Genomic DNA, 20,745 nt, shown 5'->3' with positions numbered 1-20,745 from the left:
ACTTAAGAGCGGATTTTTAATATTTGTTGGTTCTCCAAGGAGACTACATCATACCTGGCATTCCGCCACCACCCATTGGAGGCATGGCTGGAGCATCTTCTTTAATATCGGTCAATGCACATTCTGTGGTCAATATCATTCCAGCAACAGAAGCGGCATTTTCCAAAGCAACACGAGTTACTTTAGTTGGATCTATGATACCTGCCTTCATCATTTCAACATATTTATCGGATTTGGCATCAAAACCAAAATCCCCTTTACCTTCCATAACTTTGGCAACAACAACCGAACCTTCGCCACCTGCATTTTCAACTATCGTACGCAATGGAGATTCAATAGCTCTGGCAACGATTTGTAATCCAGTTTCTTCGTCTGCATTAAGCGCATCAACTTTAGAAAGAACAGATTTTGCTCTTACCAATGCAACGCCACCACCAGCAACAATACCTTCTTCAACAGCAGCTCTTGTAGCATGCAATGCATCATCAACACGGTCTTTCTTTTCTTTCATTTCAACCTCTGAGGCAGCACCTACATAAAGCACCGCAACACCTCCAGCCAATTTGGCTAGACGCTCTTGTAGTTTTTCTTTGTCGTAATCTGAAGTGGTTGTTTCTATCTGTGCTTTAATTTGGTTAACACGAGTCTTAATATTTTTGGCAACACCCCCACCATTAACAATTGTAGTATTGTCTTTGTCGATTGTTACTCTTTCCGTAGTGCCCAACATATCTATTGTTGCGGTTTCCAAAGAGAATCCTCTTTCTTCCGAAATTACGGTACCATTTGTCAAGATAGCGATGTCCTCCAGCATTGCTTTTCTTCTGTCACCAAAACCAGGAGCTTTAACTGCAGCAATTTTTAAGGAACCTCTTAGTTTGTTCACAACCAAAGTTGCCAATGCTTCACCATCAACATCTTCGGCAATGATCAATAATGGCTTTCCAGACTGAGCTACAGGCTCCAATACTGGAAGTAAATCCTTCATCGCAGAAATCTTCTTGTCAAACAAAAGAATATAAGGGTTGTCCAAATCTGCAATCATTTTCTCGGAATCTGTCACGAAGTAGGGAGAAAGATACCCTCTGTCAAACTGCATTCCCTCAACAACATCAACGTATGTATCTGTTCCTTTTGCTTCTTCTACAGTAATTACCCCTTCTTTACCAACTTTTCCGAATGCTTGTGCAATTAAATCACCAATATTCTCATCATTGTTAGCAGAAATTGCGGCTACTTGTTTTATCTTTTCTGAAGAGTCTCCAACTTTCTTGGATTGCTTGGCAAGGTTTTCAACAATGGCTTCCACCGCCTTGTCTATACCTCTTTTCAAATCCATGGGGTTTGCACCTGCCGCAACATTTTTAAGACCTTCTTTTACGATTGCCTGTGCAAGAACTGTGGCTGTAGTTGTACCGTCACCGGCTAAATCGTTTGTTTTGGAAGCTACTTCTTTTACCATTTGCGCACCCATATTCTCAAGTGCATTTTCTAACTCTATTTCTTTTGCAACTGTTACACCATCTTTGGTAACTTGTGGAGCACCAAATGATTTACTAATGATAACATTCCTTCCCTTAGGGCCTAAGGTTACTTTTACAGCATTGGCCAAGGCATCTACACCTTTTTTTAGACCATCACGCGCATCTATGTCGAACTTAATATCTTTTGCCATTTTCTTTAGTTGATTTTTTTATTAAACAATTGCTAAAATGTCACTTTCACGCATCATCAAATAGTCAGAGCCATCCAATTTTAATTCTGTGCCGGCATATTTTCCATAAAGAACGGTATCGCCCACTTTTACAGTTATTGCTTCATCTTTGGTGCCTGGACCAACGGCGACTACTTTTCCTTTTTGTGGTTTTTCTTTTGCGGTATCAGGAATGATGATTCCCGAAGCTGTCTTTGTCTCAGCTTCAACAGGTTCTATAAGAACTCTGTCCGCTAATGGTTTGATATTGACTTTAGCCATCTTATTGATTTTTTGATTAATTTAAAAATTCTCAATTTTTTGGGCAGAAATTATGCCATTGGTTAAAAACTGACATTATTAGAAAATAAAAATGCCAGCTTGTCACTCAAGCCGGCATTTTTATAGATACTGTCATTGTTATTAGTTGATAGTGTCCGCTGGATTATCGTTTGTAGCAGGTGGAAGTTGTTCTGGAACTTCTTCTGGCACAGTCTCCGGAATTGTAGTTTCTACATCGTCACCTTGTAATAGTTTGGAATCTGCTTGACTATAGCTTCCTTTAAGGGAAACATTGGAAACAAGAATTAAGACAATTAAGAGAGATGCTAAAGTCCATGTGCTTTTATCCAGGAAATCCCCTGTTTTTTTTACACCCCCAACTACTTGGTTGCCTCCGCCCCCAAAAGAAGAGGATAATCCACCACCTTTAGGATTCTGCACCATAATTACCAATACCAATAAAAGGCACACTATGATAATTAGTATTAAAAATATTGTAAACGTACTCATGATTTTCTGTTATTCGTTTTCTTTTTGAAGCTTCTTTACTGTCCGAATTTGGTCTGCAAAGAAACCATTTTTTTCTGGATATTTCAAACTCAATATTTTAAAGGCTTGAATGGCTTTTTTATACTTTTTTTGTTCTAAATACACTTTGGCCAAAGTCTCTGTCATCAGCTCATTGGTATTCATCTTTGTGGACTCTTTTATCTTCACCTTTGCCTTTGAGTCTTCATTTGGAACAATCTTGGGTTTGTTCTCTATAAACTTGTCCAATAAATCGAACTTTTTCTTTTTTTCCAACGCTGCCGTTTCTTCAGATTCGGTTTCTTCGGAAGTGTTTTTGGAAGCCAATTGCAACCATTCCGTAAAAGAGTGTTTTTCTTTTTTTGTGAAGGGTATGGGTTTTCCAATGTTCAAATCAACATTAGGACTTTTTTTTTCTGATGGATCAGGTTCTTCTATTTCTGGTTTCTTCGATTTAAAAAGCGTTGGGTTCAGGATACGTTCCGCATCTTGAAGGTTCTGCGGCAAGGCACCCTCTTTAGATTCGCCAAGAATGGTCTCCATATCTGGATTGGGCTGAATTTCTTCAGAAACGGCCTTTTTATCTTCCAGTTTTTGGGTCCGTCCCATCATAGTGTCCGCAATATTGTTTTGGACAAATTCCTTGGATGTAACAAAATCAAAAAGGACATCCCTGTCCGCAGTATGGGCAGCAGTAACCTTTAATGCACTATTGTATTTATAGCTGTCCAGATTTTTAAGTCCTTTTAAATGTAATGCTCTTGCAGTCTGAAAATAAGGGTATTCATCAATAATATCCTCTAACGCCTTTGTCTGTTTTGGTGACAGAATGGTATCTGATTTTTGAATAATTTGTATGAAGTCGGATACATTCATGGGGTCTACCAATTTCCTAGCGAAGCATTAAAAATATCTTGGGTGATACGATCAAAAATTTCTTCATGGGCTTGGGCCTGCACCGAGGCTAATGTAGCTGTTGCGTCAAAATCAAAAAAGAAAGAGAAACGTTTTTCAAAATCCACTTCTTCTTTGGTTTTATTAAAAAACCTAACATTAACGCTCATGGTAAGGCGGTTTTGCGCTGTAAGTTGGTCTGCTGTTGCAGTCATGGGAACAACCCTATATTCTACAATTTCTCCTTCGTACAACAAATCTCCATTACTGCCCGTAAGCGCCAAACTTGTTAAGTTGGTAATCAATTCTTGCAAAGCATTGGTGAAATCCCTATCCAAACCAGGTTCAATGACAGAGCCCGGACTCTGGTCCGCGTAATTTTGGAAAAAATTCACCTGAAAACTTTTGGCCGTTCCAATATCCGCTCCTGAGAAATTATATGCTCCGCAACCGTAAAGACATAGCAGAAGGGAAAGGATTCCCAGTTTGTAGTTGCTTTTTCTCATCAGCTTTTGTTCTTGTGACATTTTCAAAAGATTTTGAAATCTAGAGATCATATTGTTTGATTTTTCTGTACAGGGTCCTTTCGGAGATACCCAATTCCGTAGCTGCTGCTTTCCGTTTCCCCCTATTTCGCTCCAATGACTTTTTGATCAGTTCAATTTCTTTTTCCTGTAGCGATAAGGTTTCTTCCTCTTCAATTTCTTCAGCAAAATGATAACGATCTTCCTGTGGTTGTGTTACTGTGGCACTGGTTGTTTCTACAATTGGCTCGGGTAAATGAAGCACTTCAGTTGTTCTGTTTTCTTGTTGTGGAATCTCATCCTCTTCATTTCCGTATATTTTTCTGATCAACGTCTCGTTTTCTTCCTGTACTTTCTCGGAATCATTGTTTTTTAGCAGCTCCAAGGTAAGTTTTTTTAAATCATTGAGGTCGCCCTTCATATCAAATAATACCTTATAAAGAATTTCCCTTTCATTGCTAAAGTCACTATCCTTTTTTGTTTGCCCTACAACAGCAGGGAGATTACTGGTGTTGGCATTGGGCAGGTAACTGTTGAGCGTGGACGCCGTTATGGCCCTATTTTCCTCTAGGACAGAAATTTGTTCTGCTATGTTTCGCAATTGGCGAATGTTACCGGGCCACCTATATTTTAGCAATAATTGAACCGCCTGTTCTTCTAAACGAATAGTGGGCATCTTGTATTTCTGGCCAAAATCCGAAGCAAACTTCCTAAATAACAAATGAATGTCTTCTTGGCGGTCACGGAGTGGAGGAATACTAATTTCTACTGTACTTAACCTATAATAGAGGTCTTCTCTGAACTTCTCTTTTTCAATGGCTTCGAACATATTTATGTTAGTGGCCGCTACAATCCGCACATCTGTTTTTTGCACTTGTGAAGAACCTACTTTTAAAAACTCGCCATTTTCTAGAACCCTGAGCAACCGTACTTGTGTGGTTAATGGTAGTTCACCAACTTCATCTAAAAATATGGTTCCGCCATCAGCTACTTCAAAATAACCGCTTCGGGTTTGTGTAGCTCCTGTAAAAGCCCCTTTTTCATGTCCAAAAAGTTCACTGTCTATGGTTCCTTCAGGAATGGCACCACAGTTTACTGCAATGTATTTTGCATGTTTTCTATGTGAAAGAGCGTGAATAATTTTTGGAATGGCCTCTTTACCAACACCGCTTTCCCCAGTTACCAGCACCGAAATGTCCGTTGGGGAAACTTGTATGGCCTTTTGCAAAGCGCGATTGAGCTTTACATTGTTGCCTATAAGTTCAAAACGTTGTTTTATGGATTGAACGTTTTCCATAGATTAATTGTTCTTTGAATGTGCAACGGCCTCCCCTATAAGGGTTGCAGAGGTACATTCATTAATTTTTACATTGACAAAATCTCCAACTTTGTAATTTTCCTTTGGAAAAACAACTACAATATTTTGGGAATTTCTGCCTTTCCAATGCGCATTGGATTTTTTTGAAGGCCCTTCAATCAAAACTTCTTCGGTTTTACCAAGATGTTGTTGAGTTCTGAAGAGGGAATGTCGTTGTTGAAGATTTATAATATCGTTCAAGCGTCTTTTCTTGATATCCTCCGGGACATCGTCATCCAACTTTCTTGCTGCCATGGTGCCAGGCCTTTCGGAATATGCAAACATAAAACCAAAGTCATATTTTACATATTCCATCAAGCTCAAGGTGTCTTGATGGTCTTCTTCGGTTTCCGTAGGAAAACCAGCGATCATATCTTGGCTTATGGCACAGTCTGGGATTATTTTTCGAATACTATCGATCATCTCAAAATATTCTTCTCTCGTATGAAGACGGTTCATTGCCTTCAAAATTCTATCACTGCCACTTTGAACGGGAAGGTGTATGTAATTGCAGATGTTTACATACTTGGCCATGGTCTCTATAACATCCAAGGTCATATCCTGTGGATTGGAAGTAGAAAAACGAATTCGCATTTTTGGCTGCGCCTTTGCCGTTAACTCCAAAAGCTTTGCAAAATTTACCGAAGTTGCCTTCTGCATTTCCGAAGCTTTTTCAAAATCTTTCTTCAATCCTCCACCATACCAAAGGTAACTGTCCACATTTTGTCCCAACAGCGTAATTTCCTTAAACCCTTTTTCCCAAAGATCGTTTACCTCTTCAAGAATGGACTGTGGATCACGACTTCTTTCACGTCCCCGGGTAAACGGAACTACACAAAAGGTGCACATATTGTCACAGCCGCGTGTAATGGAAACAAAAGCGCTTACCCCATTCGAATTTAATCGCACCGGAGCAACGTCACCATAGGTTTCGTCTTTGGACAGTATTACGTTAACAGCGTTTCTGCCCCCATCGATTTCTTGAATAAGGTTGGGCAGGTCCTTATAGGCATCTGGCCCTACGACCATGTCCACAATTTTTTCCTCTTCCAGAAATTTGCTTTTGAGACGTTCGGCCATACAGCCAAGCACGCCAACTTTCATTCCTGGATTTATCTTTTTGACCGCATTGAATTTTTCTAAGCGTTTGCGTACGGTCAGTTCCGCTTTTTCTCTAATGGAGCAAGTATTTACCAATACCAAATCTGCTTCCTCTAGTTGTTGGGTCGTATTAAAACCTTCTTTCGCCAAGATTGAAGCTACAATCTCGCTATCGGAAAAATTCATCTGGCAACCATAGCTCTCAATGTAGAGTTTCCGGCTGTTGTCTTTGTTCTTTTCCAATGCCAAGGGGTTTCCTTGTCGGCTTTCATCTATAACTTTCTCTATGTTTTCGTTCGCTGTCATTTCGTTATAATGGGATGCAAAGATAATGCATATTCTATGTTGGTGACAATTTGGCAGTATATTTTAATACTATATTTGGGTATTATTAAGTTATTGTTAGCTTCAATCTTAAATTGAACCAAAAGATATATGAATATTGACGGTCTGTCCCAAAAAATAAGCGAAAGCAAGCCATTGGATTTTGGAAGTATTTTCAATAATTCCCTAGAGCTATTTAAAAAAGTCTGGTTGGAAGGATTTGTAATCGTTCTTTTGACTGTTGTATCCATGTTGCCATTTTACGTATTGCTCTATGTACCCATGTTTGCTTTTGGTATCGCAGACCCCGAAGCTTTTCAGAATGATGAAATGCCACTGGCAGCTGCAATATTCATGCTGTTGCTCATGCCCATTTTTCTGTTGGGTGTAATGGTCTGCAGTTTATGTTTAAATGCAGCATTTTTAAGGATATGTTGGCTAAAGGATTTAAATCGACCTGTAGATGGCTACTTTTTTTACTTTAAAAAAGAATATTTGATCAAGGCCTTATTGCTTTCGTTGATTATTTTCGGACTTAGCATTTTAGGGTTTTTGGCCTGTGGATTGGGAATTTTTTATTTGATTGTACCTCTATCACTTTTTCCTGTATTCTTCACTTTTGATAAAGAGCTAAGTGCAATGGACATTGCAAAAGCAAGTTTTGCCCTTGGTAATAAAAATTGGGGAGTTATTTTTGGAGTACTCCTGCTAATGGGTATTATTGGCCAACTTGGAGTATTACTGTGCTTTATTGGTGTGTTCTTTACTGCAATGATGAGCAGGATTCCTGCCTATTTCATTTATAAAGAAGTAGTTGGTTCTCCATCGCAGTTATAATTTTTTAAGATTGCTACGCAACTTTGTTTAAGTTTTTTAATCTATAGGATACTATTCTAACAAAAAAACTAAACAAAAATGAAAAAGAAACTTTTACTGTCGTTGGGCATACTTGTATTGGTCTTTTCGTCTTGTGACGACAAGGATGATGATTATGCGGAATATTTGGTCGCACGCCCTTTAATTATGAGTAAAGCTGAATTTGCTACAAGCTTATCAATAGAGGTGCCTCGCCCTATAGATGAATCTGGAAAAGTGTATACATATCAAGATTATATTTTTATCAACGATAAAAGTCAAGGGATTCATGTGATAGACAACAGTAACCCCCAACAACCTCGAAAAGTTTCATTTATTAAGATTCCGGGTAACGTTGATATCTCTATAAAGGACAACTTTTTATATGCTGACAGTTTAATGGATTTGGTGGTTTTGGACATTTCGGATATCGATAATATTAAACCTGTAAATCGATTGGAAAATGTTCTCGGTAATTATGTTTTCTTTCCTTTTGGAGCTGATATTGTTGAGTATACCAATTTTGATTATGATACAGAGATAGTAATTGGATGGCAAACGGTTACAGAGCGCAGATTGATTGAAGAAGTTGAGCAAACTAGAATCGATTTTTTTAATGATGCCGCTCTGGCTGAATCGACCAATGGTGGGGATACAGGCCAGGGAGGCTCTTTGGCGCGTTTTAAAATTGTTGATGATTTCCTGTATGCAGTGGATAGCCATAACATTAATATATTCAATATTTCAGATTTGGAGAATCCCCAAGATTTAGAAGATGTGTATGCAGGATTCGATATTGAAACAATTTTTAACAGGGACAATCACTTATTTTTAGGGAGTATGCGCGGAATGTACATTTATGATATTTCCTCCCCGGCAACCCCGACCTTTGTTTCAGAATTTCAGCACGGTACCGCTTGCGACCCCGTGGTTGTGGATGGCGATTATGCTTACGTAACCCTACGTGGCGGAAATGAGTGTGGCGCTCTGGATAGTGGACTGTTCATTGTGGATATTTCAAATATAGAAAGTCCCGAGTTAGCTGTGGACTACCCAATGGATGAACCGTATGGACTAGGCATTAAAGATGAGAAGCTATTTATTTGTGATGGAGGTTCTGGATTGAAAGTTTACGATAAAACAGATGTGAATAATCTAATAAGCTTAAACCATTTTAAGAATATCGTGACCTTTGATGTAATTCCTTTGGAAAGCCATTTGATCATGGTAGGGGATGAGGTGCTTTATCAATATGAATATTTGGATGATGACATAAAACTGATCAGTCAGATAGGTCTGAACTAAAAAAATGCCCCTTATTTGAAGGGGCATTTTTAATTCTATTCTAAAACTTCAAAAACAGTTTAGGAATATTACTTTGAGGAAATCATCTTTATTTTGTTTTCGGAGACTTTGCTATTGATTTTTGAGATGTAGTTTTCCAATAAACTATCAAGTGCATTTATTTCTGTATCCAGTTCTTTTGTTACTTCTTTGAAAAATTCCAAAGACTGATCCGTTGGCGGATAATCGCCTCTTTGGGAATCTGCCATCAAAAAGGCGAGCCGATTGTTGATGCGAATTCCATAGTTCAAGGGATCTTGTCTACTTTGGTTTTTGGTCATGTGAATGTTGTTTTCCAATACGTCCAATTTGGATTGAAACTCTTGGACAAGGTTTTGAATCTCTTCGTTGCCTTCGGTTTTTTCTTTTAGATAATTTAAATCTTTTTCAACGGACCTAATCGCCGAGATGGCAGTATTTGCTCTACTTACCTGATCTCGAACTTTCATTAAAAAGTCGAACTGGTTCTGATAATCTTCGTCTGTGTTGGGTAATCTAGGATCCTTTGTAATTTTAAAGGGTTGTTCCATTTTTTCTCCATTGTAAGTCATTCTTACTTTGTATTCTCCCGGTACGGCTTTTGGTCCTACATTGGGCGAGGAGTAAAAAACCATACCCTCGAAGCTTTTAAACCCAGGGTATCTCATGTTCCAAACCAATCGATTGCCACCAGAGGCTACTTTAATGGGTTTTGTAGCTTCCGGATTCAATTTGTCCGCTTTTACAGTATTGGAAAATTCTTGAACCATCGTACCATCGGATTCTAAAATTGCAATACTAATGGAATCTTCTTCTTTTAAATCTTCAATATAAAAATTGATGATTGCACCATTGGGATGATTTTCCCCTACCAATTCCATGTTTGGTTTGGACCATCCGCCAGACTGTTGCATTCTATAGGCTTTATCCGGTTTGTAGAGAAAAAATGAATTATTGGCCATTTCTGAAGATAGTTGGTGTAAGGGAGTTAGGTCATCGATCATCCAGAAACTACGCCCGTGGGTGGCTGCAATCAAATCATTGTCCCGTACATGTAAATCCCGAATGGCCGTAATGGGTAGGTTGAGTTGAAATGGTGACCAACTAATCCCATCATCAAAAGAAACATACATGCCCCATTCTGTGCCGGCATAGAGCAGACCTTCCCTTACTTTATCAGAACGTATGGCCCTAGTGTAATGATTGCTTTTTATGCCAGTGGTTATTGTTGTCCATGATTTTCCATAATCATTGGTTTTATATAGATAAGGAGTGTAGTCCCCAAATTTATACGATGTTGCCGCTACATATGCAGTGCCTTTTTTGAACGGACTGGGGTCTATACAATTGATCATATTCAATTTAGGACTCATAGTTGAAGGCGGGGTAACATTTTCCCAGGTTTCACCATTATCTTTTGAAATATGGATAAGTCCATCATCACTACCTACCCAAATGACTCCCTCTTCCAAAGGAGATTCATTTATGGCAAAAAGATTTGAATAAAACTCAGCTCCTGTATTATCCTGTGTAATAGGGCCGCCAGATGATTCTATCGTCTCTGGGAGACCTCGGGTAAGGTCCGGGGAGATAGTTTTCCAGGTTTGTCCTTCATTTGTGGTTACATGTAAATAATTAGAGCCCGCATAAAGTTTCTTGGAGTCGTGAATGCTAAATTTTACGGGAAAGTTCCAATTAAAGCGATACTTCATAACCTCCGCTCCCGAGCCTGCCGGATTATCTGGCCATATATTCACAGATCTTGTTTGGTCCACAGAATGGTCTTTGCGCATCATATACCCTTTGTAGGTGCCTCCGTAGACAATGTTATTATTATTGGGGTCTGGTGCAAGATGTGCGCTTTCACCGCCAGATGTTGGTTCCCAATGCGCTTCATTTATGGAAGCTCCTGATGTTCGGTGATAGATACGAACTGTACTATTATCTTGCTGAGCACCATAAATACGATATGGGAAAGCATTGTCTGTTGTCACTCTATAAAACTGAGCGGTGGGTTGGTTATAATAGGTAGACCAATTTTCACCACCATCATTTGAGATTTGGGCTCCTCCGTCATCCGCGATGACCATTCTCTGATTGTTATGGGGGTCAATCCACAAATCATGATGATCTCCGTGTGGCGCATTTTTTAAAGTAAAGGTCTTGCCTCCATCTGTAGATACCCCGTAGCTAACGTTCATTACAAAAAGTTTGTCCACGTTTTGTGTATCGGCGTAGATACGGGTGTAGTACCAAGCTCTTTGGCGCAATGCCCTGTTTTCATTTATCTTCTTCCATGTTTTTCCGGCATCATCGGATCTGAACAGACCACCATCTTCTGCTTCTATTAAAGCCCAGACCCTATTGGAATCCAAAGGTGATACTGTAATGCCGACTATGCCCCAAGGACCAGCGGGTAGTCCTTTATACTTTGAAATGTCCGTCCATGAATCCCCTCCATCGGTACTTTTGTACATCTTGCTATCTGGCCCGCCACTATCCATACGATAGCCGTTTCGTTTCATTTGCCAGGTAGCTGCATACATGATTCTTGGATTATTTGGGTCTAGTAAAAGGTCTCCCGCACCAGCTTTATCACTCTCATACAATATCTTTTCCCAAGTTTTACCCCCATCTTTTGATCGGTATACTCCTCTAGTTTCATTGGGTATCCAAAGGTTGCCTATAGCGGCTACATAAACTAAATCTGGATTTGTAGGGTGAATTCGTATTCTCGAGATATGTTCAGACCCTTTGAGTCCGATAAACTCCCAAGTCTCACCCGCGTCCATGCTTTTCCAAAGACCATTTCCCGAAGAAACGTTGCCTCTAAGTGTCTGCTCTCCTTCTCCTACATATATAATATTGGGATCCGTTTCCGAGACTGCGATTGCTCCAATGGACCCTCCAAAATAACCGTCGGAAATACAGCTCCAACTGCTACCGGAATCTGTGGTTTTCCAAATCCCGCCACCTGCAGTACCCATGTAATAGAGGTTTGGGTTGCCGACAACTCCGGTTGCCGTTCCTGCTCTTCCTCCCCTAAAAGGACCAACAAGGCGCCATTGCATTCCGTTATAGAGATTTTCTGAAAAAGTGCTAGAGCTCTCCTTTTTATTTTTCTTGCGCTGAGCGTTTATATCGACTAAAGTAAATACTGTTGAAAAAGCAATGAGGAAAAGTGTGATTTTTTTCATGAGTGTTTGGTTGAAGTAGTCTCTAAAAATAATCATAAAATAGTGTCGGACGAATATTTTGTAATTGGTTTTTTAATGAATACTATTTCATCATTCATAAGTTCATTTTATGATGACCATTCATCTTCTTATATGTAGTATGTAGCACCAAATCGAAAATTTGATATATTTTTGTCACTTCAAAACCCATTCCATGCCAAAAAATTTAGTTATTGTTGAGTCCCCAGCAAAAGCAAAGACCATTGAACGCTTTTTAGGGAAAGACTACCAAGTTGAATCAAGTTTCGGCCATATTGCCGATCTTCCCTCTAAAGAGCTTGGTGTTGACGTGGAAAACGACTTTAAGCCCAAATACACTGTTGACAAGGAGAAAAAAGCCCTCGTGAAAAAATTGAAAGATTTGGCAAAGAAAGCAGATACCATCTGGCTGGCCAGTGATGAAGACCGAGAAGGAGAAGCAATTTCTTGGCATTTGGCAGAAGCGTTGGGGTTAGACAAGAGCAGAACCAAACGTATTGTCTTTAACTCTATAACCAAATCGGCAATCCAAAAGGCTATTGAAAATCCTAGGGAAATCAACTACAATTTGGTGAATGCTCAGCAGGCAAGAAGAGTGTTGGACAGATTAGTGGGATACGAATTATCCCCTGTGCTCTGGAAAAAAATAAAGCCAGGACTATCTGCCGGCAGGGTGCAATCCGTAGCCGTACGATTAATTGTTGAACGGGAAAGGGATATAGAAGCCTTTAAGCCAGAGGCATCCTATAAAATACAGGCAGAGTTCAAAACCAAAAAAGGGAATGTATTTGCTTCAAAATTGAATAAAACGTTTCCCACAAAACAAGCGGCCGAACAATTTTTAAAACAAAATATTGGAGCGGATTTCTCTGTTGCCAATCTAGATAAAAAACCTGCAAAGAAATCTCCGGCAGCTCCTTTTACTACTTCTACGTTACAACAAGAAGCTTCCAGAAAACTTTATTTTTCAGTAGGTAGGACTATGCAGGTAGCACAACGGTTGTATGAGGCAGGTCTTATCACATATATGAGAACAGATAGCGTGAACTTATCCAAAGAAGCCTTAAATGCTGCTAAGGACGCTATCATTCAGAATTATGGGGAATCTTACAGTAAGGTTAGAAATTATACCGGTAAATCAAAAGGTGCCCAAGAAGCACACGAGGCCATTCGTCCAACGGATATGAAATTGAACAATCCTTCCTTGGAGCGTGATCAGGCCAAACTATACGAATTGATTTGGAAACGGACTTTGGCTTCGCAAATGAGTGATGCAGCCCTGGAACGAACCAATGTGAAGATTAAGGCGAGTTCGCATAGTGAAGAATTTTCTGCAAATGGGGAAGTAGTAAAGTTTGATGGCTTCCTTAAAGTATATTTGGAAGGAACGGATGAAGAGGACAGGACAGAGGAGCAAGAAGGAATGCTTCCGGCTATGGGTGTTGGCGAAGCACTTCATAATAACTTTATTACAGCTACAGAACGTTTTTCAAGACCGCCGTATCGCTATACTGAAGCTTCTTTGGTAAAAAAATTAGAAGAACTCGGAATTGGAAGGCCCTCTACTTATGCGCCTACGATTTCAACAATTCAGAATAGAGGCTATGTTGAGAAAGGAACGGTAGAGGGAACAGAGCGTCACTATGCTCAATTGATTTTGGAGAGTGATAAGCTTCTTGAGAAAAAACTGTCTGAAATGATAGGTTCCGATAAAGGAAAATTGGTGCCCACTGATATAGGAATCATTGTTAATGATTTTTTGGTAGATCATTTCACGACGATTCTGGATTATAATTTCACGGCAAAAGTTGAAGAAGATTTTGATGAAATAGCTGCTGGAGACGAAGATTGGCAAAAAATGATGAAAGAGTTTTACTCAGATTTTCACCCCAATGTTCTGGAAGTTGAAGAAAATGCGGAACGTGCCAGTGGAGAACGTATTTTGGGAGAGGACCCAAAAACCGGAAGACCTGTACTGGTTCGCCTAGGTCGTTTTGGACCAATGGCACAGATTGGTGATGCAGAAGATGAAGAAAAAAGATTCGCAAGCCTTTTACCTGATCAATCCATAACCACCATTACATTTGAAGAAGCTTTAACACTATTTGAATTACCTAGAAAATTAGGAGTGTACGAGGGTGAAGAAGTGGAGGCAAACGTAGGTCGTTTTGGACCCTATGTTAAGTTTGGCAAAAAGTTTATTTCATTGGACAAGGGCGAAAGTGCTTTTGATGTGGATATGGATAGGGCCATCGTGTTAATAAGGGCAAAACAGAAAGCAGATGCGCCCATCGCACACTATGAGGATAAGGAAGTTACCAAAGGAGTAGGTCGTTTCGGTCCTTTTATAAAATGGGATGGAATGTTCATTAACGTAAATAAGAAATACGATTTTGATAACCTTTCCAAAACTAACATTGTTGAACTCATAGAAGCAAAAAGAATAAAAGAAGCGGAAAAGCTTATTCAAGAATGGCCAGATGAGAAAATTCGTATTGAAAAAGCAAGATGGGGCCGCCATAATATTATCAAGGGAAGAATCAAGGTTGAGCTGTCCAAGGATGTCGATCCAACAAAGATTTCTCTAGAAGAAGCGCAGTCTCTCATTGAAAAAAAATCACCTAAGAAAAAAACCAAGGCCAAACCAAAGGCAAAGAAATAGTATGGCATTCGATTTTTTGGTTCCAGTAAAGGATAAAGTTTTAGCATTCTCCGAGCTATTGCCTCCTCAAGCGTTAGGTAAAAATATCTTCAAGCATACCGAAAAAAAGGGATTGCCCGTATTTGCCAATGCGACAGTGGCGCTTTTTGGTGTTTTGGAATCAAGGAATGCTTTTGAGAAAAAACCGGAGAAGTTAAATGTGGATGAAATCCGTATTCAGCTATACCGTTTAATGACGGGCAACTGGAATTCCACTATTTTGGATATTGGAGACGTACAAGAAGGTGATACTGTCGAGGATACTTATTTTGTTGTAAAAGAAATTGTGGCGGGCCTCTTAGAAGAAAACATTATTCCCGTCGTTATAGGAGGTACTCAAGATATCACATTTCCTACTTACAGAGCTTTTGATAATATTAGGAATATGGTCAATTTGGTATCTATTGATAGCCGTTTTGACTTTGGTGAAGACGAGGAATTAATTTCGTCACACTCCTATATGAGTAAAATTATTACGGACAAACCCAACAATCTTTTCAATTTTTCCAATATTGGATATCAAAGTTATTTTAATGCTCAAGAGGAGATAGATCTAATGGAGCGTCTTTTTTTTGATGCTTACAGGCTCGGTGATATTGCCGCAAATATAGGATTGGCAGAACCAGTATTGCGAAGTGCCCATATTGTAAGTCTGGATTTGCGGGCAATTAGAGCTTGTGAAATGGGAATGCATAAAAACTTTTCTCCAAATGGTTTTACAGGTAGGGAGATTTGCGCTATCGCTAGGTATGCAGGAATAAGTGATAAGGTATCCCTATTCGGGATATATGAAGGAGAAAATTCTCTACAGGCATTTCAAATGATAGCCCAGGTCATATGGTATTTCCTGGAAGGTATAAGTTTTAGGATAAAAGAGTTTCCAAGCTCCAAGAGTGAGGACTTTACCAAGTTTACCGTTCCTACGGATACCGAAGAGCTCGTATTCTTCAAGAGCCATATTACAGAACGTTGGTGGGTAGAAGTCCCAACAATATTAACAGAACATACTAAAACAAATTCGGCGGCGTTATTACCTTGCACCGAAGAGGACTATCTGGATGCTTGCAACCAGAACATTCCAGAAAGGTGGTTCAAGGCCTATAGAAAAGGGCTTTGATTTAATAAATTAATTTTTAAGCATTAATTGTATTTGCACAATAATTTATTCAAAAATCAGTTTTGAGAATAGTGAATTTGTGTTACGCAGTTTAAAATCTTAAATCGAAAATTTAACCTAAAGTATGAGAAAGCTATTCTTTTCATCTATAGCACTTGTTTTTTTACTCACCAGTTGCGGTTCAAAATCAAGGTCAAAAGGTGAACTAGTCGGAGCCCAAGGTAAAAAGTGGTATCCAGAGAAACCTTACGGAATGGAACTTATTCCACGTGGCTCCTATGTAATGGGTAAGGCTGAAGAGGACCAGGCAAAAGTATTGAATGCTCCTACCAGAACAGTTACCGTACGTTCATTTTATATGGACGACACCGAAATCACAAATAGCGAGTATCGTCAATTTGTGGAATGGGTGAAAGATTCCATTGCCAGAACTAAATTGGCCATCCTTGCCGACGAACTGGGTATTAGTCCAGAAGATGATGGTATAGGAGAGTTTGCCTTTAAAGATACCGATACTACCAGACTTTCGGTTTATGACAAATATATGTTGGACAATTATGCAGGCTTAGGCGAAACTGGATATGAAGGCAGGGCCTTGAACAAAGATGCTGACTTAACTTGGGATACATCTGAATATCCAGATGAGTACTATGCCGAGGTAATGGACTCATTATACATACCAGAGGAAGAAAGCTACAACGGTCAACGAACTATTGATGTTACTCAATTGAAATACAAGTATAATTGGATGGATATTGAGGCTGCTGCAAGAGCCAAGACAGCCAGTAGAAAAGACTTTATTAAACAAGAAGAGTTGGAAATTTATCCCGATACTACCGTTTGGATTCGTGATTTTGAGTACTCTTATAACGAACCCATGCACAATGATTATTTTTGGCATGATGCTTACAGTGACTACCCTGTAGTTGGTGTAAATTGGCAACAGGCCAAAGCATTTTGTTCTTGGAGAACCAAGTTTAAAAATGATGATCAAAAAAGTAGGGGAAAACAGTTCGTTAACCAGTTTAGATTACCTACCGAAGCAGAATGGGAATATGCGGCACGAGGAGGTATCGAAGGAGGAACATACCCATGGGGCGGTCCTTATGTAATTAGTGATACTGGTTGTTTTATGGCCAACTTTAAGCCACAGCGAGGAGATTATGCTGCAGATGCTGCTCTTTATACTGTTGAGGCAAAATCGTATGAGCCTAATGAGTACAACCTATACAATATGGCAGGAAACGTTTCTGAGTGGACAAGCTCCAGTTTTGATCAAGGGGCATACGAGTATCTGTCTACAATGAATCCAAATATCGGGTCAAAACAAAACAAAAGAAAAGTTATTCGTGGAGGATCATGGAAAGATGTTGCTTACTTCTTACAAGTAAGTACCAGAGATTATGAATATCAGGATTCCGCCAGAAGTTATATCGGTTTCCGAACAGTTCAAGATTATATGGGCGAAGAAGATTCAACCAGAGGTCAAGGACTTCCAAACTAATTAGTAACAAGCAAAGGAGAGAACATTATATTAAATCAGTAACCAAATACTTATTTATATAACTTAATTAAAACTAGAATTATGGCACAGTCAAAATCAACAAAAAAACTGTTTAACATGGCCTACGGGCTTGGAGCATCAGTAGTAATTATTGGTGCACTATTTAAAATCCTTCACTGGGAATTTGGACCACTGACCGGTGGATTGCTTCTTGCGGTAGGACTTATTACTGAAGCATTAATTTTCGCGATCAGTGCATTTGAACCAGTAGACGATGAGTACGATTGGTCTTTGGTTTATCCAGAATTAAACAATGGTGAAGCTAAAGGAAACAAAAATGAAGCTAAGCAAGCCCAGGAAGCTGAAGGTCTTCTTTCCAAGAAATTGGATGATCTTCTTAAAGATGCAAATATTGATTCTCAACTTTTTACAAGTTTGGGTGATAGCATCAAGAATTTTGAAGGTGCTGCTAAAGGTATTGCACCTACTACAGATGCAATTCAGCATACTAAGAAATACTCTGAAGAATTATCACATGCTGCCGCTCAAATGGAATCTTTGAACAGTTTGTACAAAGTACAGTTGGAAAGTGCAAGCAGACAAGCTTCTATTAACGAAGAAGTCGTTCAGAATGCTGGTGCATTGAAAGATCAAATGGAGTCTTTGGCAACTAACCTTTCCTCTTTGAATGGAGTTTACGGTGGTATGCTATCTGCAATGAGCAAAAACTAATTAGGGATTTGATTAATATACCAAAACCCAGATCAAATTAATTATTAATTCTAATTAGAAAAAAACATGGCAGGAGGAAAACAAACACCACGTCAGAAGATGATCAATCTTATGTATTTGATCTTCATCGCGATGTTGGCCCTGAATATGAGTAAGGAAGTTCTTGCGGCGTTCGGTATCATGAACGAAAAGCTTGAGACTTCCAATATAAAGACTACCGAAAGTAATGATAACTTTTTGGCGAGTCTGGAAACTAAATCCGAAGAGGATGCCGCGAAATACGGTGTCTTGTTTCAAAACGCTCAAAAGATAAAAAGTTTATCGCAAGAGTATTTTGATTATTTGGAATCCCTTAAAAAGGGTATGACCGAAAAGCTTGAAGACCCCAAGGATTATGCAAGAATGGATAATTCGGATTATTTGGATCAGAAACTTTTTCAAGGAGACAATTTATCTAAGGAGGGTAAGGAATTCATGAAAAGAATTACTGATTACCAAACCCAAGTTGCCGCTATTGTACCAGAAGCTCTAAAGCAGTCCGTAAAGACCCGTTTTCAAACTGGTGATGAGAACGGTAAGGTTGAAAAAAGAGATGGGACGAAGCAAGACTGGATAAACTATCACTATGAAGGATATCCATTGGTAGCTTCTTTGGCTAAGTTAACTGCACTACAGGCAGATGTTAAGGCTACTGAAGAGAGTGCTTTAAAATCGATGTTGGAAGGTGAACTTACAAGTCAGGTTTCATTGACAAACTTTGCCACTTCATTGTTGGCTTCTAAGTCAGCTTTCTATAACGGCGATAAGTACGATGGTAAAATTATCATCAGTAAAACAGATAAAACATCTACACCTGTTAAAGCTGAATTGACTTTGGACGGTAGAAAATTGACCGAAGGTAAAGATTACAGATTGGAAGCTGGTGGAGTTCAAATGTTGATTGGTGCCGGTAGCCCGGGCGATCATGAAATTGTTGGTACTATGTACTTTATGCAAGATGGTGAAGAAATACCTGTTGAAGTAAAAAATACTTTTGCAACAATTTCTAAACCAAATGCTGCAGTAATCGCTGCTGACAAGATGAATGTGGTATACCGTGGGGTTGCTAACCCTATGACCATATCCATTCCTGGTATTCCTGATAACAAAGTTTCCGCATCTGCTCCTGGACTTTCCAAGAGAAGTGGTAGCAAGTATGTAATGAATCCTGGAAAAGGAAGAGAAGTTACAATTAGTGCTTCCGGTGTTTTGCCAGATGGTCAGCGTATCAGTACACCTGCAACGTTCCGTATCAAAGATATTCCAAGACCAGGAGGTACCGTAAGAGGTGAATCCGGTAGCGTTAAAATGCCAAGGAAGAACTTGGAAATATCTACGATAGGAGCTATGTTGGAAGACTTTGACTTTGATTTAAATCTTGGTGTAAGTGGATTTAAGTTCAAAGTACCGGGTCAACCTACTATAGTGATCAACGGAAACAAATTGAATGCCAGAGCCAAATCTGCCCTGCAAAGAGCTAAGAGAGGTGAGGCGGTTCAGATATTTGATATTAAAGCATACATTTCTAACAACAAGAGCTATAAGTTGAAAAAAGTTTCTCCTGTTGTTGTAGAGCTTACAAACTAAATAAAGTATACAGATTATCATGAATTGGAAAAATGTATTTTTAATTGGAGCTTTAAGTTTGGTACCGGTGTCTATGATGGCCCAGGCAAACATTCTGAATGCCAAATTGCCAGAAGATATCGGTAAGAAAACCGAGGCTCAAATAGAACAGGACAACGATGCCCCGTTGGAATATGGATACACAGATGATAGAGATATCCTTTGGTCCAAAACCGTATGGGAAGTAATTGACCTGGATGAGCGTGTTAATTTCCCGTTATACTATCCAACCGATACCATAGGTATTGGAGGGGACAGAAGGTCCTTGTACCACGTATTGATGAAAAATATCAAAAATGGTAAACTGACCGAAGTATACACGGATTCTTACTTTACCGAAAAGCGTAAGTTTGAAGATTTAAGCGCTACGCTGAGTAAAGTGGATACCACAGACCTTGGTTACGAACAAATCAATGCGGGTGAGCAAATTTCAGCTGAGTTTATCAATCAGAGAGATTTGACCGCTGCAGATATTGAAGAGTATCGCATCAAAGGCATCTGGTATTTTGATAAGCGTCAAGGGGAATTGAGATACCGCTTATTAGGTATTGCACCAGTTGCTCCAGACGTAAACTTTATCGACGATGAGTCTGTAGATCCTGGTGAGAATAAAGTAGAATTGTTTTGGGTCTGGTATCCAGCAGCAAGACAAGTTTTGCATGAAGCCAAAGTGTATAATCAACGTAATTCGGCACGACCAATTACTTATGATATGCTGTTGAACGCAAGACGTTTTAATGGCGTCATCTATAAAGAAGACAATGTTCACGGTGACCGTGAAATTGACGACTATGTTTTTGACAATGCACTTTTCCAACTATTGGAGTCCAAAAGAATCAAAGAGGTGATCCGAGATAGGGAGCAGGATATGTGGGCATATTAGCCCCAAGTATTAAATTTCCAATTCAATTCATACAGACGCCGCACGAA

Annotated in this window: 16 protein-coding genes; 8 read left to right on the top strand and 8 right to left on the bottom strand. The window is 39.3% G+C overall.

What is annotated here, in order from left to right:
• Positions 1 to 43 precede the first annotated feature (43 nt).
• The 7 genes from groL to miaB form a co-directional block, all read right to left on the bottom strand.
• Positions 44 to 1,675, bottom strand: coding sequence for a chaperonin GroEL (gene groL / locus KIM67_RS06120; RefSeq protein ID WP_213830462.1), 1,632 nt, complete (start codon positions 1,673 to 1,675; stop codon positions 44 to 46).
• A 21-nt stretch (positions 1,676 to 1,696) separates the two neighbouring features.
• Complete coding sequence (gene groES, locus KIM67_RS06115; RefSeq protein ID WP_055396737.1) at positions 1,697 to 1,975, bottom strand: co-chaperone GroES; 279 nt, start codon at positions 1,973 to 1,975, stop codon at positions 1,697 to 1,699.
• 141 nt (positions 1,976 to 2,116) lie between these two features.
• The gene (gene secG, locus KIM67_RS06110; RefSeq protein ID WP_163417712.1) at positions 2,117 to 2,485 is read right to left on the bottom strand and encodes a preprotein translocase subunit SecG; all 369 of its coding nucleotides are present in this window, start codon (positions 2,483 to 2,485) and stop codon (positions 2,117 to 2,119) included.
• A 9-nt stretch (positions 2,486 to 2,494) separates the two neighbouring features.
• Positions 2,495 to 3,379, bottom strand: coding sequence for a hypothetical protein (locus KIM67_RS06105; protein WP_213830461.1), 885 nt, complete (start codon positions 3,377 to 3,379; stop codon positions 2,495 to 2,497).
• A gap of 5 nt (positions 3,380 to 3,384) precedes the next feature.
• On the bottom strand, positions 3,385 to 3,903 hold the full coding sequence (locus tag KIM67_RS06100; protein ID WP_213830460.1) for an LptE family protein: 519 nt from the start codon (positions 3,901 to 3,903) through the stop codon (positions 3,385 to 3,387).
• Between the two features lie 40 nt (positions 3,904 to 3,943).
• Positions 3,944 to 5,218: a sigma-54-dependent Fis family transcriptional regulator gene (locus KIM67_RS06095; RefSeq protein ID WP_213830459.1), complete on the bottom strand. Its 1,275-nt coding sequence runs from the start codon at positions 5,216 to 5,218 to the stop codon at positions 3,944 to 3,946.
• A 3-nt stretch (positions 5,219 to 5,221) separates the two neighbouring features.
• Positions 5,222 to 6,685, bottom strand: coding sequence for a tRNA (N6-isopentenyl adenosine(37)-C2)-methylthiotransferase MiaB (gene miaB, locus KIM67_RS06090; protein WP_250149174.1), 1,464 nt, complete (start codon positions 6,683 to 6,685; stop codon positions 5,222 to 5,224).
• 129 nt (positions 6,686 to 6,814) lie between these two features.
• On the opposite strand from miaB, the gene KIM67_RS06085 reads away from it, so the two are divergent.
• Entirely contained in the window at positions 6,815 to 7,540 is a 726-nt protein-coding gene (locus KIM67_RS06085; protein ID WP_213830458.1) for a hypothetical protein, read from the top strand.
• Positions 7,541 to 7,618: 78 nt separating this feature from the next.
• On the top strand, positions 7,619 to 8,863 hold the full coding sequence (locus KIM67_RS06080; protein WP_213830457.1) for an LVIVD repeat-containing protein: 1,245 nt from the start codon (positions 7,619 to 7,621) through the stop codon (positions 8,861 to 8,863).
• 68 nt (positions 8,864 to 8,931) lie between these two features.
• On the opposite strand, the gene KIM67_RS06075 is transcribed toward KIM67_RS06080, so the two are convergent.
• Positions 8,932 to 12,078 (bottom strand): glycosyl hydrolase, encoded by a 3,147-nt coding sequence (locus tag KIM67_RS06075; protein ID WP_213830456.1) that lies wholly within the window; start codon positions 12,076 to 12,078, stop codon positions 8,932 to 8,934.
• A 193-nt stretch (positions 12,079 to 12,271) separates the two neighbouring features.
• Between KIM67_RS06075 and topA the strand changes: the two genes are divergently transcribed.
• From topA to gldN, 6 genes are all read left to right on the top strand, one after another.
• Positions 12,272 to 14,758 (top strand): type I DNA topoisomerase, encoded by a 2,487-nt coding sequence (gene topA / locus KIM67_RS06070; protein ID WP_213830455.1) that lies wholly within the window; start codon positions 12,272 to 12,274, stop codon positions 14,756 to 14,758.
• A 1-nt stretch (position 14,759) separates the two neighbouring features.
• Positions 14,760 to 15,914, top strand: a complete 1,155-nt coding sequence (locus KIM67_RS06065) for a formimidoylglutamase (protein WP_213830454.1) — start codon at positions 14,760 to 14,762, stop codon at positions 15,912 to 15,914.
• A 124-nt stretch (positions 15,915 to 16,038) separates the two neighbouring features.
• Positions 16,039 to 17,418: a gliding motility lipoprotein GldK gene (gene gldK, locus KIM67_RS06060; protein ID WP_213830453.1), complete on the top strand. Its 1,380-nt coding sequence runs from the start codon at positions 16,039 to 16,041 to the stop codon at positions 17,416 to 17,418.
• Positions 17,419 to 17,499: 81 nt separating this feature from the next.
• Positions 17,500 to 18,150 (top strand): gliding motility protein GldL, encoded by a 651-nt coding sequence (gldL, locus tag KIM67_RS06055; RefSeq protein WP_213830452.1) that lies wholly within the window; start codon positions 17,500 to 17,502, stop codon positions 18,148 to 18,150.
• A 66-nt stretch (positions 18,151 to 18,216) separates the two neighbouring features.
• Complete coding sequence (gene gldM, locus KIM67_RS06050) at positions 18,217 to 19,776, top strand: gliding motility protein GldM (RefSeq protein WP_213830451.1); 1,560 nt, start codon at positions 18,217 to 18,219, stop codon at positions 19,774 to 19,776.
• A 19-nt stretch (positions 19,777 to 19,795) separates the two neighbouring features.
• Positions 19,796 to 20,698 carry a gliding motility protein GldN gene (gene gldN / locus KIM67_RS06045; protein ID WP_213830450.1) on the top strand — a complete coding sequence of 301 codons (903 nt, stop codon included), beginning with the start codon at positions 19,796 to 19,798 and terminating at the stop codon, positions 20,696 to 20,698.
• The last annotated feature ends 47 nt before the right edge of the window (positions 20,699 to 20,745 follow it).

Origin of the sequence: Flagellimonas sp. 389, from assembly GCF_018449435.1 — a bacterium.
In the GTDB taxonomy this organism is placed as follows: domain Bacteria; phylum Bacteroidota; class Bacteroidia; order Flavobacteriales; family Flavobacteriaceae; genus Flagellimonas.
This window is presented reverse-complemented; position numbering and strand designations above follow the sequence as displayed.